This window comes from Streptomyces sp. NPDC020958 (genome assembly GCF_055562175.1).
This window is the reverse complement of sequence record NZ_JBVHFU010000002.1, coordinates 153357-172179: the sequence shown is the minus strand read 5'-3', so window position 1 is coordinate 172179 and position 18823 is coordinate 153357. Positions and strand designations below refer to the sequence as shown.

15 protein-coding genes are annotated in these 18823 nt (G+C 72.2%); 11 read left to right on the top strand and 4 right to left on the bottom strand.

Going from position 1 to position 18823, the window contains the following annotated elements; all coding sequences use genetic code 11:
• Positions 1–5 precede the first annotated feature (5 nt).
• Together ACZ3KP_RS06625 and ACZ3KP_RS06620 are read right to left on the bottom strand one after the other, a co-directional pair.
• Positions 6–2906: a tetratricopeptide repeat protein gene (locus tag ACZ3KP_RS06625; RefSeq protein WP_467498050.1), complete on the bottom strand. Its 2901-nt coding sequence runs from the start codon at positions 2904–2906 to the stop codon at positions 6–8.
• Positions 2907–2914: 8 nt separating this feature from the next.
• A complete protein-coding gene (locus tag ACZ3KP_RS06620; RefSeq protein WP_467496984.1) occupies positions 2915–4741 on the bottom strand; it encodes an HSP90 family protein in 1827 nt (608 codons plus the stop codon).
• A gap of 169 nt (positions 4742–4910) precedes the next feature.
• Between ACZ3KP_RS06620 and recG the strand changes: the two genes are divergently transcribed.
• From recG to mutM, 8 genes are all read left to right on the top strand, one after another.
• The gene (gene recG / locus ACZ3KP_RS06615) at positions 4911–7133 is read left to right on the top strand and encodes an ATP-dependent DNA helicase RecG (RefSeq protein ID WP_467496982.1); all 2223 of its coding nucleotides are present in this window, start codon (positions 4911–4913) and stop codon (positions 7131–7133) included.
• 167 nt (positions 7134–7300) lie between these two features.
• Positions 7301–7888, top strand: a complete 588-nt coding sequence (gene rsmD / locus ACZ3KP_RS06610) for a 16S rRNA (guanine(966)-N(2))-methyltransferase RsmD (RefSeq protein ID WP_467496980.1) — start codon at positions 7301–7303, stop codon at positions 7886–7888.
• A gap of 26 nt (positions 7889–7914) precedes the next feature.
• Positions 7915–8394, top strand: a complete 480-nt coding sequence (gene coaD / locus ACZ3KP_RS06605) for a pantetheine-phosphate adenylyltransferase (RefSeq protein WP_358975320.1) — start codon at positions 7915–7917, stop codon at positions 8392–8394.
• Between the two features lie 57 nt (positions 8395–8451).
• Positions 8452–9543: a cell division initiation protein gene (locus ACZ3KP_RS06600; protein WP_467496978.1), complete on the top strand. Its 1092-nt coding sequence runs from the start codon at positions 8452–8454 to the stop codon at positions 9541–9543.
• A gap of 131 nt (positions 9544–9674) precedes the next feature.
• Positions 9675–10325 (top strand): YceD family protein, encoded by a 651-nt coding sequence (locus ACZ3KP_RS06595; protein ID WP_467496976.1) that lies wholly within the window; start codon positions 9675–9677, stop codon positions 10323–10325.
• A gap of 2 nt (positions 10326–10327) precedes the next feature.
• On the top strand, positions 10328–10501 hold the full coding sequence (gene rpmF / locus ACZ3KP_RS06590) for a 50S ribosomal protein L32 (protein WP_003951102.1): 174 nt from the start codon (positions 10328–10330) through the stop codon (positions 10499–10501).
• Between the two features lie 8 nt (positions 10502–10509).
• Positions 10510–11361: a ribonuclease III gene (gene rnc, locus ACZ3KP_RS06585; protein WP_165939402.1), complete on the top strand. Its 852-nt coding sequence runs from the start codon at positions 10510–10512 to the stop codon at positions 11359–11361.
• Positions 11362–11445: 84 nt separating this feature from the next.
• A complete protein-coding gene (mutM, locus tag ACZ3KP_RS06580) occupies positions 11446–12306 on the top strand; it encodes a bifunctional DNA-formamidopyrimidine glycosylase/DNA-(apurinic or apyrimidinic site) lyase (protein WP_360518214.1) in 861 nt (286 codons plus the stop codon).
• Here mutM and ACZ3KP_RS06575 read toward each other — a convergent pair.
• A complete protein-coding gene (locus ACZ3KP_RS06575) occupies positions 12279–12680 on the bottom strand; it encodes a winged helix-turn-helix transcriptional regulator (RefSeq protein ID WP_467496974.1) in 402 nt (133 codons plus the stop codon). The two genes, mutM and ACZ3KP_RS06575, sit on opposite strands and share 28 nt — an antisense overlap.
• A gap of 70 nt (positions 12681–12750) precedes the next feature.
• Entirely contained in the window at positions 12751–13911 is a 1161-nt protein-coding gene (locus tag ACZ3KP_RS06570) for a CAP domain-containing protein (RefSeq protein ID WP_467496972.1), read from the bottom strand.
• 189 nt (positions 13912–14100) lie between these two features.
• On the opposite strand from ACZ3KP_RS06570, the gene ACZ3KP_RS06565 reads away from it, so the two are divergent.
• From ACZ3KP_RS06565 to smc, 3 genes are all read left to right on the top strand, one after another.
• Positions 14101–14382: an acylphosphatase gene (locus ACZ3KP_RS06565; RefSeq protein ID WP_132889802.1), complete on the top strand. Its 282-nt coding sequence runs from the start codon at positions 14101–14103 to the stop codon at positions 14380–14382.
• 381 nt (positions 14383–14763) lie between these two features.
• Positions 14764–14967, top strand: a complete 204-nt coding sequence (locus ACZ3KP_RS06560; RefSeq protein WP_046733987.1) for a hypothetical protein — start codon at positions 14764–14766, stop codon at positions 14965–14967.
• 239 nt (positions 14968–15206) lie between these two features.
• Entirely contained in the window at positions 15207–18812 is a 3606-nt protein-coding gene (smc, locus tag ACZ3KP_RS06555; RefSeq protein ID WP_467496969.1) for a chromosome segregation protein SMC, read from the top strand.
• The last annotated feature ends 11 nt before the right edge of the window (positions 18813–18823 follow it).

Sequence of the window (18823 nt, the reverse complement as noted above, 5' to 3'; positions counted from 1 at the left end):
CCCCCTCACTGCTCCGTGGGCTCCAGCAGCTGCCGGGCCTCCGCCTGCCGGGCCCGGACCGTCTCGTCGGCCGGGTCGGCGCCCTCGTAGGCGGCCAGCACCGCACGCGCGCGTGCCGCCGCGTCCGCCGGCCGGCTCAGGTCCGCCTCCAGCCAGCCCGCGGCGAGCTCCGCGCCGGTACGGCTGTGCAGCGCGTCCGCGCCGAGCCCGGCGAACACCGATATCGCCGCCGCCATCTCCGTGAGCGCCGCCTCGAACGCCTCCTGGATCGCCGCGTCCTCGGCGTCCTCGGACACGGAACGGGCCAGCAGGTCACCGAACTGCCGGTGCGTCTGGCCCAGTTCACCCGCCAGCCGCTCAGCCGCGGCAGGGTCGCCGGCGGATTCCAGCGCCTGCCGGCACTCCCGCACCGCGTCCGCCATCAGCTGCCGCGCGCCCGCCGGGCCCGCCTCCGTGCGCAACGCCAGCCAGGCGCGGGCGCGCAGCGACCGGACCAGGAAGTGCACGTTGCCCATCGCCCGCCACAGCTCGCCCGAACGCCGGTAGGCCTGGTCGGCCTCGGCCGGCAGGCCCGCGTTGCCGAGCGACTCGGCGGCCAGGTGGGCCAGCGTGGCGTGGTCGTGCTGCTCGGGCCAGTGCCGGGCGATCTCGGCCGCCTGGAGCCGCCGTTCGGCGGCCGCGTGGTGCTCACCGAGCTCGCTCAGGCAGTCCCCGAGCCACCACTGCGTCTGGACCACCGCGCCGTCCCCGTGCGTCTCGGCCCGCAGGTCCGCCAGCGCCGACTCGAGCACCTCGGCGGCCTCCGCGAACCGCCCCTGCCGCAGCAGGAAGCCGCCCAGCTGGTGCCGGGCCCAGGCACCCAGTGTGCCGCTCTCCCCGGCCTCGTCGGCCCAGTGCGCGGCCTGCAGGGCGTGGTCGGCGGCCTCCTCCGCCGCACCCCGCCCGCCGACCACCTCGGCGAGCTGGAGGTGCAGCTGCGCCCGCCCGACCGGCTCCACGTAGGGCCCGCCGTGCTCCAGGGCCGAGCGCAGCGCCCGCTCCGCCTCGGCCGGGTCGCCCTGCTCATGGGCGAGCGCGGCCACCCGCACCTCGTACTCGACCGCGAACCACGGCAGCTCGGCGCCCACGAACTGCGCCGACGCCTGCCGGAACAGCTCGGCCGCCCGCTCCCCGTCCCCGGCGTGCTCGGCGAGTTCGGCGAGCATCGCCCGTCCCTCGGCCGCCCGGGACACCAGCCGTACGTCGGTGCCGCCGCGCCCGCCGACCAGCGCCAGCAGCTCCCGTACGGCCCGCTCGGCCGCCGCCGAACCCGTCGACCGCTCGTGCACCCGCCGCATCAGGATTCGCGCCCGGCTCATCAGCACCGACGCCGTCTGCCGCACCCCGGTCGCGTCCTGTGCGTACAGCGCGAGGATCCGGTCGTACGGCTCGTCGATCCCGGCCAGCGCCTCGTCCAGCTCCCCGGACAGAGCCCGTACGTACGCCGCACGCGCGCGTGCCGCGATCGCCTCGCCCTCGTCGCCCGCCTCCGCGTACAGCTCGGCCGCCCGCTCGAACAGGGCGACGCCCTCCGGGCCGCGCCCCATCGCCGTGTGGTCGGTGATCTCCGCGCGGACGTACGTGTCCACCTCGGTCTCCTCGGCGGCCCGCGCGACCGCCGCCCACGCCTCCAGGGCGTGCGGCTGGAGCGTGTCCGACAGCCGGCGTGCCTCGGCCAGCAGCGCCGGCAGCCCCGGCGGAGCCGCCGGAGCGGCCGGGACGGCCGGTGCCACCGGCCCGGCGGGCGCCGTGCGGACCGCCCGCACCCCCAGCGGCAGCCGGTCCGTCAACGGCCGCTGGGCCATCCGCTCACGCAACCGGTCGCCCACGGAGGAGGTGCCGTTGCGGGCGTCGAACCGCGCGGCCAGCTCCAGCGCCTCCCCGCGCGCGTGCACGGCGAGTTCCCCGGCGGTCCAGGTGCGCCCGGCGGGCCCCGGCACCCGCTGCCCCCCGAGGCCCAGCTCGGTGAGCCGGTCCATCAGCAGCGCCACCACCGCCAGGAAGTCCATCCGGCTGCGCGGCTGACCGGTGTCCGTGAAGTAGGCGGGACGTTCCGCCAGCAGCTCGAGACCGCGCGCCTCGTTGCCGGTCAGCGCGCAGAACTCCACATGGTCGGCGTAGGCGCCCCGCATGCTCTCCATGGGGCGCACCAGCCGGAATCCGCGCAGGTGGTGGGCGCGGGCCTCGTCGAACCTGCCCAGCCGCAGCAGCGGGAGCAGCGAGGAGGCGAGCACGGTGTGCGGCTCGTGGGCGCAGCTGTACTCGCCCTCCAGGACCGGGCGCCACAGCTCCAGGGCCTCCTCGTCCCGGCCGCTGCGCAGCTGCCAGCCGCCCTGCCCGTGCAGCTCGCAGGCGTGGCAGTCGGCCATCCGGTCCCGGTCCGCCGCCAGCCAGGCCGCGTACGCGCGCTCGGCGCGCGGGAGGTCGCCGATGTGCCCGGCGACACTGAACTCCGCGCTGCGCACCGCCCGTTCCGAGTGCCCGGCGAGCCGGTAGCGGTGCTCCATCTCGCCCAGCCACTTCTCGATCGAGGCGAGCGGGACGTGCGGCTGGTCGAGCATGCCGGCCGTCATCCACTTGAAGACCCAGTGCAGCGAATGCGTCTCGTACTCGTCGAAGTCCCCGGGCCGCTCGTCCCACATCCGCAGCAGCCGCGCGAACGGGACGAACATCTTGTCCTTCTCGGAGCTGTAGTTGTAGACCTTCAGCTGGTGCCCGAGCGCCTCGATCACGGCGAGCGGGATGTTCAGCTTCTCCGCCTCCGCCAGCAGCTGCTCCGCGCGCGCGTTGCGGGCGGGCCCCTCCGGCTCCTCGGAGTTCTCCGCCATCGCCCGGCGCAGCGAGTCGAAGTCGGTGATCCCGGCGATGTCGCCCATCAGCGGTCGCCCTCCCCGTGAGTGGCCCATTCCAGGAGGCCGATGAACGAGCGGTTGATCAACGCCGAGTCGGCCGGCCGCAGCGGACGCTGGGCCATCAGCAGCGCCTGGCCGTAGAGCGACTCGGTCGCGGTGCCGATCAGCTCCGGGTCCTTCAGCGAACTGATCCGCCGGATCAGCGGGTTGAGGTGGTTCAGCACCAGACGGGCCCGGGGCGCGCTGCCGCGCAGCGAGCCCAGGATGCCCGCCCACAGGTCGTCGGCCTGCTCCTCGGCGTCGGCGCGGGCCTGCTCGTGGCGGGCGGCACGGTCGTCGAGGTGCAGGGCGGGCACCGACAGCGGGTGGAAGGCGCGCAGCACGATGTCGCACTGCAGCGGGTCGAGCTTGGCCCGCGCCACCGCCAGGAACCCGGCGAGCGCCAGCTCCTCCGCCGGCTCGACCGCGTCCAGGTGCGCCGTCACGGTGTCCGCGTCCAGCTCGGCGACCACGGTCCCGGGCCGCACCGAGGGAAGCGCCTCCACCAGCTCGCTGTCGTACGTGTAACCGCCGTTGACCACCCCCACGCCTTGCGCGGAGGCGATCGGCGCGACCTGCCGGTACTCCTCGACCGTCCGCGTGAAGTGCACCACCGGGTGCCGCTGCGCGAACTCCTCCAGGGACAGCTGCCCGTCGGTGGTCTCGAAGGGCAGCCACGGCAGCATCGTGCGCAGCATCTCCGGGTCGTGCCGGGCCAGCGACTTCACACCCAGGTGGTGGACGGACAGGAAGGCGGACAGCCGCCCCGGATCGCCGGCCGCGAGACCGGTCAGCCAGGACCGGATCCGCTCGCCGAGTGCCTCCCGCACGGCGGCCAGCGTCTCGTCCTCGTACAGCGACTCGCGCGAGGCGGTGGGCCGCAGACTGTCCGTGTCCAGGACGCAGCGCACGAAGAACGCCCAGTCCGGCAGCAGTTGTTCGGCCCGCTCGGTGAGCAGCATGCCCTTCAGGTGCACCCGGTGCGTGGCCCGCTGGGCGGGGCTCACCGCCGACGGCAGCACGTAGGCCACGCCCCGGATCCCGGCCAGCGGCACGTCCAGCGCGATCGAGTCCAGCGGAGTGAACCCGAACAGCTCGTGGCAGTGCCGGGCCAGCGCCACCCGGCGGGTCGCGGGGGAGGGGTACGGCCGGTCCCAGGGCGCGGGCAGGTCGGTGACCGCCTCCTCGCCCACCCGGACGTCGTAGGGCAGCAGCGAACCGAAGTCCCGCGCCAGCTGGAGCACCCGCCGCTCGGCCAGCCACTCCGCCGCGCCCGCCCGCGCCACCAGGTGCACGGTGGTGCCGGGCTCCGGCCGTGCCTCGGGCGGCAGCGTCCGCACGGTGTACGACCCGTCCTCGCGCGCCGTCCACTCCACGGGCGGCGCGTCCGGCGTACGGGCACTGCGGCTGACCACCCGGATCCGCTCGGCGACCACGAAACAGGCCAGCAGGCCGATGCCGAACTGGCCCAGGAAGTCGGAGCGGGCCTCCTGCAGCCCGTCGCTCCGCTTGGAGCTGCGCCCGATGGTCGCCAGCAGGCTGTGCACGTCCGACTCGGTGAGCCCGACGCCGCTGTCCTCCACCCGAAGGGCACTGCCGTCGGCGTACAGCCGCACCCGCGCCGGGGCGTCGGGCTGCTCGGCCCGTCTGGCGGTGATCGCGTCCACCGCGTTCTGCAGCAGCTCGCGCAGGTAGACCTTGGGGCTGGAGTACAGGTGATGGGAGAGCAGGTCCACCAGTCCACGCAGGTCGACCTGGAACGTATGAGGTGACTGTGATGCCTGGGATGACTGTGAGGTCTGGGAATCCATCGTCGCTGCGCCGGAGGGGGGAAGACGCGGTCGGCGCGGGGTCGGGCGGTCCCTGATGGGGCGGTGACCGCGGAAGGATGGCCGGAGCGCGCCATCCTATGTCTCGAAACGACCGTCTGACCAGGAGTTTCCCGAACCGTATCCGGCGTTGTCAGTGACGTGGTGTGCAATGGATCTCGTGCCCGCACTGGAAGAACCCCTGAAACAACCGCTGAAGTCAGTGCTCGGCCCCGCCACCGCGAAGGTGATGGCCGAGCACCTCGGCCTGCACACCGTCGGTGACCTGCTGCACCACTACCCCCGCAGATACGAGGAGCGCGGCCAGCTCACCCACCTCGCCGACCTGCCCATGGACGAGCACGTGACGGTGGTCGCCATGGTCGCCGACGCCCGTCTGCACTCGTTCGCCTCCGCCAAGGCGCCCCGCGGCAAGGGCCAGCGCCTGGAGGTCACGATCACCGACGGCAGCGGCCGGCTCCAACTGGTCTTCTTCGGCAACGGCGTGCACAAACCCCACAAAGAACTCCTGCCGGGCACCCGCGCGATGTTCGCCGGCAAGGTCTCGGTCTTCAACCGTCGGCTCCAACTGGCCCACCCGGCCTACGAGCTGCTGCGCGGCGACGACCCGGACGAGTCCGTGGAGACGTGGGCGGGCGCCCTGATCCCGCTCTACCCCGCCACCGCCAAACTGGAGTCCTGGAAGATCGGCAAGGCGGTCCAGACGGTCCTGCCCAGCGCCCAGGAGGCCCTGGACCCACTGCCGCCGTCCCTTCGCGAGGGCCGCGGTCTGGTCCCCCTTCCCGAGGCCCTGCTCAAGATCCACCGTCCGGGCACCAAGGCGGACGTCGCCCAGGCCCGCGACCGCCTCAAATGGGACGAGGCCTTCGTCCTCCAGGTGGCCCTGGCCCGCCGCCGCCACACCGACGCCCAGCTCCCGGCGGTGGCCCGCAGGCCGTCCCCCGACGGCCTCCTCACGGCCTTCGACGACCGCCTCCCCTTCACGCTCACGGACGGCCAGCGGAAGGTCTCCCAGGAGATCTTCGAGGACCTGGCCACGGAGCACCCGATGCACCGGCTGCTGCAGGGCGAGGTGGGTTCGGGCAAGACACTGGTGGCGCTCCGCGCGATGCTCGCGGTCGTCGACGCGGGCGGCCAGGCCGCCATGCTCGCGCCCACCGAGGTCCTGGCCCAGCAGCACCACCGCTCGGTCACCGAGATGATGGGGGAGCTGGCCGAGGGCGGCATGCTGGGCGGCGCGGACCACGCCACCAAGGTCGTCCTCCTCACCGGCTCGATGGGCACGGCGGCCCGCCGCCAGGCGATGCTGGACCTCGTCACGGGCGAGGCGGGCATCGTGATCGGCACGCACGCGCTCATCGAGGACAAGGTCCAGTTCCACGACCTCGGCCTGGTCGTGGTCGACGAACAGCACCGCTTCGGCGTCGAGCAGCGCGACGCCCTGCGCGGCAAGGGCAAGCAGCCGCCCCACCTGCTCGTCATGACCGCGACCCCCATTCCCCGCACGGTCGCGATGACGGTCTTCGGCGACCTGGAGACCTCGGTCCTCGACCAGCTCCCGGCCGGCCGCTCCCCGATCGCCACCCACGTGGTCCCCGCCGCCGACAAGCCCCACTTCCTGGCCCGCGCCTGGGAACGCGTCAGGGAGGAGGTCGGCAACGGCCACCAGGCGTACGTCGTCTGCCCCCGCATCGGCGACGACATCGACGAGGCCGCCCCCGGGAAGGCGAAGAAGTCCGCCGAGGACGAGGCGGAGAAGCGCCCGCCGCTGGCCGTCCTGGAGGTGGCCGACCACCTGGCCAAGGGCCCGCTGCAGGGCCTGAGCGTGGAGGTCCTGCACGGCCGCATGCACCCCGACGACAAGGACGCCGTGATGCGCCGCTTCACTGCGGGCGAGACCGACGTCCTGGTCGCCACCACGGTCATCGAGGTCGGCGTGAACGTCCCCAACGCCACCGCCATGGTGATCATGGACGCCGACCGCTTCGGCGTCTCCCAGCTCCACCAGCTGCGCGGCCGCGTCGGCCGCGGCTCCGCCCCCGGCCTCTGCCTCCTGGTCACGGAGATGCCCGAGGCGAGCGCGGCCCGCCAGCGCCTCACGGCCGTCGCCGCCACCCTGGACGGCTTCGAGCTGTCGAGGATCGACCTGGAACAGCGCAGGGAGGGCGACGTCCTGGGCCAGGCCCAGTCGGGCGCCCGCTCCAGCCTCCGCGTCCTGGCGGTCATCGAGGACGAGGAGATCATCGCGCAGGCGCGCGCGGAGGCGACGGAACTGGTGGCGAGAGACCCGGAGCTGACCGGCCTGCCCGGCCTCCGGACGGCCCTGGACGCCCTCCTGGACGAGGAGAGAGAGCAGTTCTTGGAAAAGGGCTGAGCGGACGCGCCCGGTCAGGGGCGCTGGGGGTACCCCCGGCCGAAGGCTGGGGGAGGAACTGCGCGACCAGCCACAACGGACCTGCGGACGCCGTCGCACACCGGGCACCCACCCCCGTAGGCCTGCCAAACTGAACCCGTGAAGCCGCCCCCGAAGAAGGACCCGAGATGACCCGCGTGATCGCAGGCGCAGCCGGCGGACGTCGACTGACGGTGCCACCAGGCACCGGCACCCGCCCCACCTCCGACCGCGCACGCGAAGGTCTCTTCTCCACCTGGCAGTCCCTCCTCGGCGGCCCCCTGGACGGGGAACGCGTCCTCGACCTCTACGCCGGCTCCGGCGCCGTGGGCCTGGAGGCACTCTCCCGGGGCGCGGGCCACGCCCTCCTCGTCGAGGCCGACGCGAGAGCCGCCCGGGTCGTACGAGAAAACGTGAAGAATCTGGGCCTGCCCGGCGCCGAGGTGAGGGCGGGCAAAGCGGAACAGATCATCCAGGCACCGGCTCCCGCGCAGCCGTACGACATCGTCTTCCTCGACCCCCCGTACGCCGTCACCGACGACGATCTTCGGGAGATTCTCCTCACACTCCACTCGGAGGGCTGGCTCGCGCCCGACGCCCTCGTCACCGTGGAGCGCAGCACCAGAGGCGGCACATTCGGCTGGCCGGACGGCTTCGAGGCTCTCCGGTCCCGTCGCTACGGCGAGGGAACGTTTTGGTACGGTCGCGCCGCCTCTACGTGCGAAGACGCACGATGACCGGACCGGAGAGCGAGGGATCACTAGTGCGCCGCGCCGTCTGTCCCGGGTCGTTCGACCCGATCACCAACGGACACCTCGACATCATTGCCCGTGCGTCCCGCCTCTACGACGAGGTCTACGTCGCGGTGATGATCAACAAGTCCAAGAAGGGCCTGTTCGGGGTCGACGAGCGGATCGACCTGATCCGCACGGTCACCGCCGACTACGGGAACGTCCGGGTCGAGGCCTTCCACGGCCTCCTCGTCGACTTCTGCAAGCAGCGCGAGATCCCCGCCATCGTCAAGGGCCTGCGGGCGGTCAGCGACTTCGACTACGAACTCCAGATGGCCCAGATGAACAACGGCCTGTCGGGCGTCGAGACCCTGTTCGTGCCCACCAACCCCACCTACAGCTTCCTCTCCTCCTCGCTGGTCAAGGAGGTCGCCCAGTGGGGCGGCGACGTCTCGCACCTGGTCCCGCCGGCCGTTCTCGAAGCCCTCAACAAGCGTCTCGACAGGGACTGATGGGGCTACAGTCGTCCCGTCCGTCTCCAACCCAGCTGTAGAGAGTGGCGAGCACAGGTGGACGTGCAGAAGAAGCTCGACGAGATCGTGGCCTCGGTCTCGGGTGCCCGGTCCATGCCCATGTCGGCGTCGTGCGTGGTCAACCGCGCCGAACTGCTCGCGATGCTGGAAGAACTGCGCCAGGCGCTGCCCGGCTCCCTCGCGCAGGCCCAGGAGCTGATCGGCGACCGTGACCAGATGGTCGAGCAGGCCCGGATCGAGGCCGAGCGGATCATCGAGACCGCACACGCCGAGCGCGGTTCGCTGATCTCCGACACCGAGGTGGCCCGCCGCTCCCAGGCCGAGGCCGACCGGATCCTCGCCGAGGCCCGCCAGGAGGCCGAGGAGGTCCGCGCCGAGGCCGACGACTACGTCGACTCCAAGCTCGCCAACTTCGAGGTCGTCCTCACCAAGACCCTCGGCTCGGTCGGCCGCGGCCGGGAGAAGCTGCTCGGCACCGGGCCCGGCCTCGACGAGCAGGGCTACGAGGACGAGGACGCCCCCGAGCGCAGTCACGACCCCGAGACCCTGCGCCGGGACGCCGACGCCTACGTCGACAGCAAGCTGGGCGCCTTCGAGGCGGTCCTCGCCAAGACCCTGGAGGCGGTCGGCAAGGGCCGTGCCAAGCTGCACGGCCGGATCGCCACCGACGCCCTGGGCGCCCTGGCCGACGACAACACGACCTTCCAGCACTCCAGCGACGCGGACTACCTCGCCGACCTGGCGGCCCTCGCCGACCAGGACGCGCAGACGGCGAAGGCGGCCCAGGCCGAGCAGTCCGGCGCCGCCCCGCAGCAGCCGTCGTACGACCAGCAGCCGGTGGCGCAGGACCCGTACGGCTACCCGCAGCAGCAGCCCGCCTACGCCCAGCAGGACGCGTACGGCTACCAGCAGGACCCCTACGGCTACCAGCAGGCCGACCCCTACGCCGCCGCCTACCAGGGCTACGACACCGGCCAGCAGCCCGTCTACGATCCCCAGCAGCAGCAGCAGCCGGCCGACCAGCACCAGGCGCACCAGGCGTACGCACTCGACGAGACCAGCCTCTTCGACACCGGCATGATCACGCCGGACCAGCTGCGGGCCTACGAGCAGGGGCGGGGACTGTAGGAGACGGCCGGATTGGGCCGACAGCGAAAGGTCCAGTATCCTGGCTCTTCGGTCGCGTCTACGTCCGCGATCAACGCTGCCCGGAGTCCTCTCCGGACGGCCTCCCCCGCACTCGAAGATCGAAAGCAGGAATGGCTCCTCACGCGCGCCTCGACCACCGCAACCCGTTCGTGTTCGACACACACGAGCTGGGACGGCGTCCCGGTGCGCTGCTGCGCCTGACCCGCACGGTCGAGGCTCCCGAGGACTTCGGGATCAAGGGGGTCATCGGAGTGCCGCAGGGCGTCCCGGTGGAGCTCGAACTCCGGCTCGAGTCGGTCATGGAAGGTGTGCTCGTCACAGGCACCGCCCGTGCACAGGCCGAGGGGGAGTGCGTAAGGTGTCTGGAGCCGGTCGAGCAGGAGCTCGAAGCGGACTTCCAGGAACTGTTCTCGTACCCTGACGCCGACGACCGGGGCCGCGTGATCGCGGAACCGGGCGACGACGCCGAGGACGACGAGGACAGGTTCTTCATCGAGGACGGCCTGTTCGACCTCGAACCCGTGCTGCGTGATGCGGTGGTGCTCGCACTGCCGATGCAGCCGGTGTGCCAGGACGACTGCCTGGGCCTGTGCTCCGAGTGCGGAGCCCGGCTCACGGACGACCCGGACCACCACCATGACGCCGTCGACATCCGTTGGGCGGCTTTGCAGGGACTCGCCGGTTCCATGAAGGACGGCGAGAAGGACGAGATGAGCGGCGCTGACGCGGAAGCGGGCGTCGACGAGAAGCAGGAGAAGTAGCCGTGGCTGTTCCGAAGCGGAAGATGTCGCGCAGCAACACGCGCCACCGCCGGTCGCAGTGGAAGGCTGCGGTCCCCACCCTGGTTGCGTGCGAGCGCTGCCACGAGCCCAAGCAGCAGCACATCGCGTGCCCGTCGTGCGGCACCTACAACAAGCGCCAGGTCCTCGAAGTCTGAGCGGCCAGGTGAGAGGCACTGTGTCCAGTCCCAAGAAGGGCGAAGAGCCCAAGGCGGACCCGTCCGCCAAGAAGAAAGCGGACAGCACGGCCTCGTCCCACACGCTTCTGGAAGGGCGGCTCGGCTACAAGCTCGAGTCCGCCCTTCTGGTGCGTGCACTGACCCACCGTTCCTACGCGTACGAGAACGGCGGCCTGCCGACGAACGAGCGGCTGGAGTTCCTCGGTGACTCCGTCCTCGGTCTCGTCGTCACGGACACGCTGTACAACACCCACCCCGACCTGCCCGAGGGCCAGCTGGCCAAGCTCCGGGCCGCGGTGGTGAACTCGCGTGCGCTCGCGGAGGTGGGCCGCGGTCTCGACCTGGGCTCCTTCATCCGGCTCGGCCGCGGTGAAGAGGGCACGGGCGGCCGGGACAAGGCGTCCATCCTCGCCGACACCCTGGAAGCGGTGATCGGCGCGGTCTATCTCGACCAGGGCCTCGACTCGGCGTCCGAGCTGGTGCACCGGCTCTTCGACCCGCTGATCGAGAAGTCCTCGAACCTCGGAGCCGGCCTGGACTGGAAGACCAGTCTCCAGGAGCTCACCGCGACGGAGGGCCTCGGCGTGCCCGAGTACCTGGTCACGGAGACCGGCCCCGACCACGAGAAGACCTTCACTGCTGCCGCCCGCGTCGGAGGCGTCTCGTACGGCACCGGCACCGGCCGCAGCAAGAAGGAGGCGGAGCAGCAGGCCGCCGAGTCCGCCTGGCGCGCGATCCGCGCCGCGGCGGACGAGCGCGCCAAGGCCGCGGCGGCCGAGCAGGCCGCCAGGGCCGAGGCCGAGGAGGACGACGGTCCGTCGTCCGCCGCCTCCGCCTGACGAACAGCACGGTCCGAGCGCCCGCCCCGGCACCAGAGGGGGCGGGCGCTCGGAGTCTTCCACGGTCCTGCAACGGGAGCCCCGATGCCCGAACTGCCCGAGGTCGAGGTCGTACGGCGCGGCCTGGAACGGTGGGTCGCCCACCGGGTCGTAGCCGAGGCCGAGGTCCTGCACCCGCGTGCCGTGCGACGGCACCTCGCCGGTGCCGACGACTTCACGCACCGGCTGAAGGGGCACCGCGTCGGCACCCCGAGCCGGCGCGGCAAGTACCTGTGGCTGCCACTGGAGGACACGAACCAGTCGGTCCTCGCCCACCTCGGCATGAGCGGTCAGCTGCTGGTGCAGCAGCACGAGGCACCGGACGAGAAACACCTCAGGATCCGCGTCAGGTTCGCCGACGGTCTCGGTACCGAACTCCGCTTCGTCGACCAACGCACCTTCGGCGGGCTGTCGTTGCACGACAACACCCTCGACGGGCTGCCCGACGTCATCGCGCACATCGCCCGCGACCCCCTCGACCCGCTGTTCGACGACGAGGCCTTCCACCAGGCGCTGCGCCGGAAGCGGTCCACCATCAAAAGGGCGCTGCTGGACCAGTCGTTGATCAGCGGAGTCGGCAACATCTACGCGGACGAGGCCCTTTGGCGCGCCCGTCTGCACTACGAACGCCCGACCGCCGGCTTCACCCGCCCCCGCACCGCCGAACTGCTCGGCCATGTCCGGGACGTGATGAACGCGGCCCTCGCGGTCGGCGGCACCAGCTTCGACAGCCTCTACGTCAACGTGAACGGTGAGTCGGGGTACTTCGACCGCTCGCTGGACGCCTACGGCAGGGAGGGGCTGCCCTGCCGGCGGTGCGGCACGCCGATGCGCAGGCGGCCCTGGATGAACCGGTCCAGCTACTTCTGCCCGAAGTGTCAGCGGGCGCCGCGCGTCTCGTCGTAACGCGCGCGGGCGGCCAGCACCTCGTCCATCCGGCTCTCCACGAAGTGCACGACGGAGAGCAGTCGTTCGGCGACCTCACGACCGAGCGGGGTGAGGTCGTAGTCGACGCGCGGCGGGTTGGTCGGCTGGGCCTCGCGGTGCACCAGGCCGTCGCGCTCCAGGGCCTGGAGCGTCTGGGAGAGCATCTTCTCGCTGACGCCGTCGACCCGGCGGCGCAGTTCGTTGAACCGGAACGACCCCTCGTGCAGCGCGCTGAGCGTGAGTGCACCCCAGCGGCCCATGGCGTGTTCGAGGGTGGTGCGCGAGGGGCAGGCCCGAGCGAAGACGTCGTACGGAGGGGGCGTCCCCTCGGCGCGGTCCTGGGTGATGGTCATGGGCCAAGGGTACGGGAGTACAGCGCTAACCGGCAGGGTGCGCTAACCGGCAGTTAGCGCACCCTGCCGGTCAGTACCCGAAGTCCTGCGTCCACCACGGGCCGCCCGCACCGAAGTGCACACCGACCCCGAGGGTCTTGAAGTCGCAGTTCAGGATGTTGGCCCGGTGGCCCTCGCTGTTCATCCAGGCGTCCATGACGTCCTGGGCGGTGGCCTGGCCGCGGGCTATGTTCTCGCCGCCGAGGTTGGATATGCCGGCCGCCGCCGCCCGGTCCCACGGCGTCTTGCCGTCCGGGTCGGTGTGGTCGAAGAAGTTCCGGGCGGCCATGTCCGCGCTGAAGGACTCGGCCAGGCCGGTCAGCGACGAGTTCGCGGACAGCGGGCTGCAGCCGACCTTGCTCCGCTCCTCGTTCACCAGCTTCAGCACCTCGGCCTCGGCGGCGGCCGCCTCGGAGACGGTGATCGGCGCGGCGGTCTTCGCCGGCGCCTTGCTCGCCGTCCTGGAGGGGGCGACCGCCGGCTTCCTCGTGGACGGCGTGGCGCTGGGCGTCGGCGTGCGGGTCGCCGTCCTCGTCGGCGTGGGCGACGCGGCGGCGGACTTCGAGGGGGACGGCGACGCCGACGCCGAGGCCGGCGAGGACGCGGGCGAGGACGCGGTCGGCGCGGCGGAGGGCCGGGTGTCCCGGCCGGTCGAGGAGCCGGCACCGCGGCTCTCCGCGCTGCCGGAGGTGCCGCCCTGCTCGGTGGCCGTGTTGCTGGGCGCGCCGTCCGCCTGCACCCGGTCGCCGCCGGTGGTGCTGGTGGTGCCGCCCAGCTTGTAGTTCTCCAGGCCGGGCACCACACCGGTGGCCACCGCGACGGTGCCGATGGCGACGGCGGCCGAGACCCCGAGCAGACCGGTGGCCACCGGCCGCCCGCCCCGCTTCCTGCGCCGGTGCCCGCTGCCCGAGGGGGAGCCCCCGGCCGGTGCGAACTCCTCGACGGAGAAGACGGTGGTGTCCGTGGCGCGGGCGTAGTCGTCGTCCGTCGCGTACAGGTAGTTCGCGCTGCGCTGGTTCGCCTGGGCGTAGTCGCCCTGGTGCAGGTAGGCCGCGGTACCGGTGCCGAAGCGCAGCTCCGCGTACGAGTCCTGCGGGTCGCGGCCGCCCGGGCGCGGGCCGTTGTTCTCCGTGGTCCCCGTGGCGCGGCCCGTGGCGGCGCGGCCGGCGGCGGAGCGTCGGTGGCGTCCCATGTCCCTGCCTTCTTCCCTCGTCCTCGCGGTCGGGGTCGACCAGGGGCCGATGTGGCCAAAGACTCCTTCTGGTCAACCAGACTCACTCGATCGAGTGAGTTTCATATGAGATTCATTGGAGGGGGACGGTACCCCATGGCGCTGAGGGAGGAAGTGTCCCGAGCGACATCGGCCGGTTAGGTTGCACCCATGAGCGAGGATGTACGACTGGTCGCCTGGGTCCGCGGACGCGTGCAGGGCGTGGGATTCCGCTGGTTCACGCGGGCCAAGGCACTGGAGATCGGCGGGCTGAGTGGTTTTGCTCTCAATTTGGGCGACGGCCGCGTGCAGGTGGTCGCAGAGGGCCCCCGGGCGGGGTGCGAAGGCCTGCTCGGCTGGCTCCGGGGCGATGACACGCCCGGCCGGGTCGACGGTGTCACCGAGATCTGGGACACACCCCGCGGCGGCTACGACGGCTTCGCCATCCGCTGACCGCTCGCACCGAAGCGCCGCAGGCGACAGCGGAGCGAACGGTCACCGGCGGGTGCCCCGGGCGGGAATGGCCTGGTGGTTGCCAAGAACCGCGCGCCGTGGGAGGCTCCGCTCAGACAGCTGATCGCCACGCCCTGAGGGCCCCGCAGGAGTCGCAGCGCCGCCCGTCAGGGCCGCGTGCCCCCGGGTTCGCCCCCCAATACAGGGCGTGATCGTGTTGACCGTCAAACTTTTTGGTGAGACGCTGAAAGCCCCGCGCACCTTAGCTGTTTGGCATGGCGCAACAGTCGAGCAACCCTCGTATGTGTCAAGCACCGCGGGTGCGATCCCTCACGACCCACACCGCTTCGGTCGGTCACTCAGTGTGGAGGACCATCCATCATGGCAAAGGCGCTTCTCGGTTACGTCGGCGGCTCCGACCCGCGACTCCTCGCCGAGATGCGACGGCTCCAGCAGCGTGTCCAGGACCTCGAATCCGAACTCGGACGGATCCAGGCCGAGAACGACGCGCTGACGGCTGCCGCTTCTCACGACAGGATCATGGAGAGCATCGACGCAAACCAGGCGGAGCCTGCGCTCACCTGATCGCTGTATCGCTCCACAACAGCACACACGGCGATCGGGCAGCCCTTTCAACCGCTCTCATTGTCAAGATTTGCAAGGGACGCCCCCGGCGTCCCTTCTTTCTTGCGCCCCCGTCTTCCAGCCCCGCGCATCCTTTCACCGTCTTTAACGTCTGGTGTGCCCTGCATGTTCATACGTGAAACCGCGGGGTTGCGAGGCTTCGTGGAGTGGGGTAGCGGCGGCGGGTAGAGTCCAGCGGCGTGCACCTCAAGGCCCTGACCCTCCGCGGGTTCAAGTCGTTCGCCTCGGCGACCACGCTCCGGTTCGAGCCGGGGATCACGTGCGTCGTCGGTCCGAACGGCTCGGGCAAGTCCAACGTCGTCGACGCGCTCACCTGGGTGATGGGCGAGCACAGCGCCAAGTCGCTGCGCGGCGGCAAGATGGAGGACGTCATCTTCGCCGGCACCACCGGGCGCCCGCCGCTGGGCCGCGCCGAGGTGTCCCTGACCATCGACAACTCCGACGGCGCCCTGCCCATCGAGTACGCCGAGGTCACCATCACGCGGATCATGTTCCGCAACGGCGGCAGCGAATACCAGATCAACGGCGACACCTGCCGCCTCCTCGACATCCAGGAACTCCTCTCGGACTCAGGCATCGGCCGCGAGATGCACGTCATCGTCGGCCAGGGCCAGCTCGACTCCGTCCTGCACGCCGACCCGATGGGCCGCCGGGCCTTCATCGAGGAGGCGGCCGGCGTCCTCAAGCACCGCAAGCGCAAGGAGAAGGCGCTGCGGAAACTGGACGCGATGCAGGCCAACCTCGCCCGCGTCCAGGACCTGACCGACGAGCTCCGCCGCCAGCTCAAGCCGCTGGGCCGGCAGGCGGCGGTCGCCCGCCGGGCCGCCGTCATCCAGGCCGACCTCCGGGACGCCCGGCTCCGCCTGCTCGCCGACGACCTCGTCCGACTCCGCAACGCCCTCCAGGCCGAGATCGCCGACGAGGCCGCCCTCAAGGAACGCAAGGAGACGGCCGAGCAGGAGCTGAGGAAGGCCCTCCAGCGCGAGGCACTCCTGGAGGACGAGGTACGCAGGCTCAGCCCGCGCCTCCAGCGGGCCCAGCAGACCTGGTACGAACTCTCCCAGCTCGCCGAACGCGTCCGCGGCACGATCTCGCTCGCCGACGCGCGGGTGAAGAGCGCCACCTCCGCGCCCCCCGAGGAACGGCGCGGCCGCGACCCCGAGGACCTGGAGCGCGAGGCCCACCGCGTCCGGGAACAGGAGGCCGAACTGGAGGCCGCCCTCGAAGCGGCCCAGCACGCCCTGGACGACACGGTCGCGCACCGGGCCGAGCTGGAGCGCGAGCTGGCCGTCGAGGAACGACGGCTCAAGGACGTCGCCCGCGCCATCGCCGACCGCCGGGAGAACCTGGCCCGGCTGAACGGCCAGGCGGGCGCGGCCCGGTCCCGTGCCGCGGCCGCCCAGGCCGAGATCGACCGCCTGGCCGCCGCCCGCGACGAGGCCCAGGAGCGGGCGGTCACCGCCCAGGAGGAGTACGAGGCGCTCAAGGCCGAGGTCGACGGCCTCGACGCCGGCGACCACGAACTGGCCGAGCGGCACGAGACGGCGAAACACCGGCTCGCCGAGGCCGAGGCGGCCCTGACGGCGGCCCGCGAGGCGGCCACCGCTGCGGAACGGCGGCGCGCCGCGACCCAGGCCCGCCACGAGGCGCTGGCCCTGGGCCTGCGGCGCAAGGACGGTACCGGCATACTGCTGGGCGCACGGGACCGGCTCACGGGCGTCCTGGGCCCGGCGGCGGAGCTGCTCACGGTGACCCCGGGCCACGAGGTCGCCCTGGCGGCGGCCTTCGGCGCGGCTGCGGACGCCATCGCCGTGACGACCCCGGCCGCGGCAGCCGACGCGATCCGCCTGCTGCGCAAGCAGGACGGGGGACGGGCGGCCCTGCTGCTGGCGGGAGACACCGTGCCCCAAAGGGGCGCGGGGAACGGCGCGACCGGCCCCCAGGCACCCGCACCCGACGTACGACCCCTCCCTGCACCCCCCACCGGCGCCCTGGCCGCCACCCTCGTCCGCGGCCCCGCCGACCTCATGCCCGCCGTCCGGCGACTCCTCAGGAACATCGTCGTCGTCGACACCCTCGAAGACGCCGAGGACCTCGTCTACCGCCGCCCCGATCTCACCGCTGTCACCGCCGAAGGCGACCTCCTCGGCGCCCACTTCGCGCACGGCGGCTCCGCGGGCGCCCCCAGCCTCCTCGAAGTGCAGGCCTCCGTCGACGAGGCCGCGGCCGAACTGGAAGAGCTCGCCGTCCGCTGCGCCGAACTCTCCGAGGCACAGCAGGCGGCGCACGACCGCCGCAGGGAGTGCGCCGCGCTCGTCGAGGACCTGGCCGAGCGGCGCCGCGCCGCCGACCGCGAGAAGTCGGCCGTGGCCCAGCAGCTCGGCAGGCTCGCCGGACAGGCACGCGGCGCGGCCGGCGAGGCCGAGCGGTCCACGGCCGCCGCCGCCCGCGCCCAGGAGGCCCTCGACAAGGCCCTCGAGGAGGCCGAGGTACTGGCCGAGCGGCTGGCCGTCGCCGAGGAGACGCCGGTGGCGGAGGAGCCGGACACCTCGGCGCGGGACCGGCTCGCCGCCGACGGCGCCAACGCCCGGCAGACCGAGATGGAGGCCCGCCTCCAGGTCCGTACCCACGAGGAACGGGTCAAGGGCCTGGCGGGACGCGCCGACTCCCTCGACCGTGCGGCCCGCGCGGAACGCGAGGCCCGCGCGCGTGCCGAACAGCGCCGGGCCCGGCTGCGCCACGAGGCCGCGGTCGCGGAGGCCGTCGCCACCGGCGCCCGCCAGCTGCTCGCGCACGTCGAGGTCTCGGTCGCCCGCGCGGAGCGCGAGCGGGCCGCCGCCGAGGCCGCGAAGGCACAGCGCGAGCAGGAACTGGCCGCCGCACGCGGCACCGGCCGCGATCTCAAGGCGGAACTCGACAAACTCACGGATTCAGTTCACCGGGGCGAGGTACTAGGAGCAGAGAAGCGGCTGCGCATCGAGCAGCTGGAGACCAGGGCGCTGGAGGAACTCGGTGTGGAACCGGCGGGGCTCGTGGCGGAGTACGGTCCGCACCAGCTCGTGCCGCCCTCGCCCCCCGCCGAGGGCGAGGTGCTGCCGGAGGACCCCGAGCATCCGCGCAACCAGCCGAAGCCCTTCCACCGGGCGGAACAGGAGCGCCGGCTCAAGGCGGCCGAACGCGCCTACCAGCAGCTCGGCAAGGTGAACCCGCTCGCCCTGGAGGAGTTCGCCGCCCTCGAGGAACGGCACAAGTTCCTCAGCGAGCAGCTGGAGGACCTGAAGAAGACCCGTGCCGACCTGCTTCAGGTCGTGAAGGAGGTCGACGAGCGGGTCGAGCAGGTCTTCACGGAGGCGTTCCGGGACACGGCCAGGGAGTTCGAGGGCGTCTTCAGCCGTCTCTTCCCGGGCGGCGAGGGACGGCTCGTGCTGACCGACCCCGACAACATGCTCACCACGGGCGTGGACGTCGAGGCCCGGCCGCCGGGCAAGAAGGTCAAGCGGCTGTCCCTGCTGTCGGGTGGTGAGCGCTCGCTGACCGCCGTGGCGATGCTGGTGTCGATCTTCAAGGCGCGCCCCAGCCCGTTCTACGTCATGGACGAGGTCGAGGCGGCCCTGGACGACACCAACCTCCAGCGGCTGATCCGCATCATGCAGGAGCTCCAGGAGTCCTCCCAGCTGATCGTGATCACGCACCAGAAGCGCACGATGGAGGTGGCCGACGCGTTGTACGGCGTCTCCATGCAGGGCGACGGTGTGTCGAAGGTCATCAGCCAGCGGCTGCGCTGACCTGCGTCGGC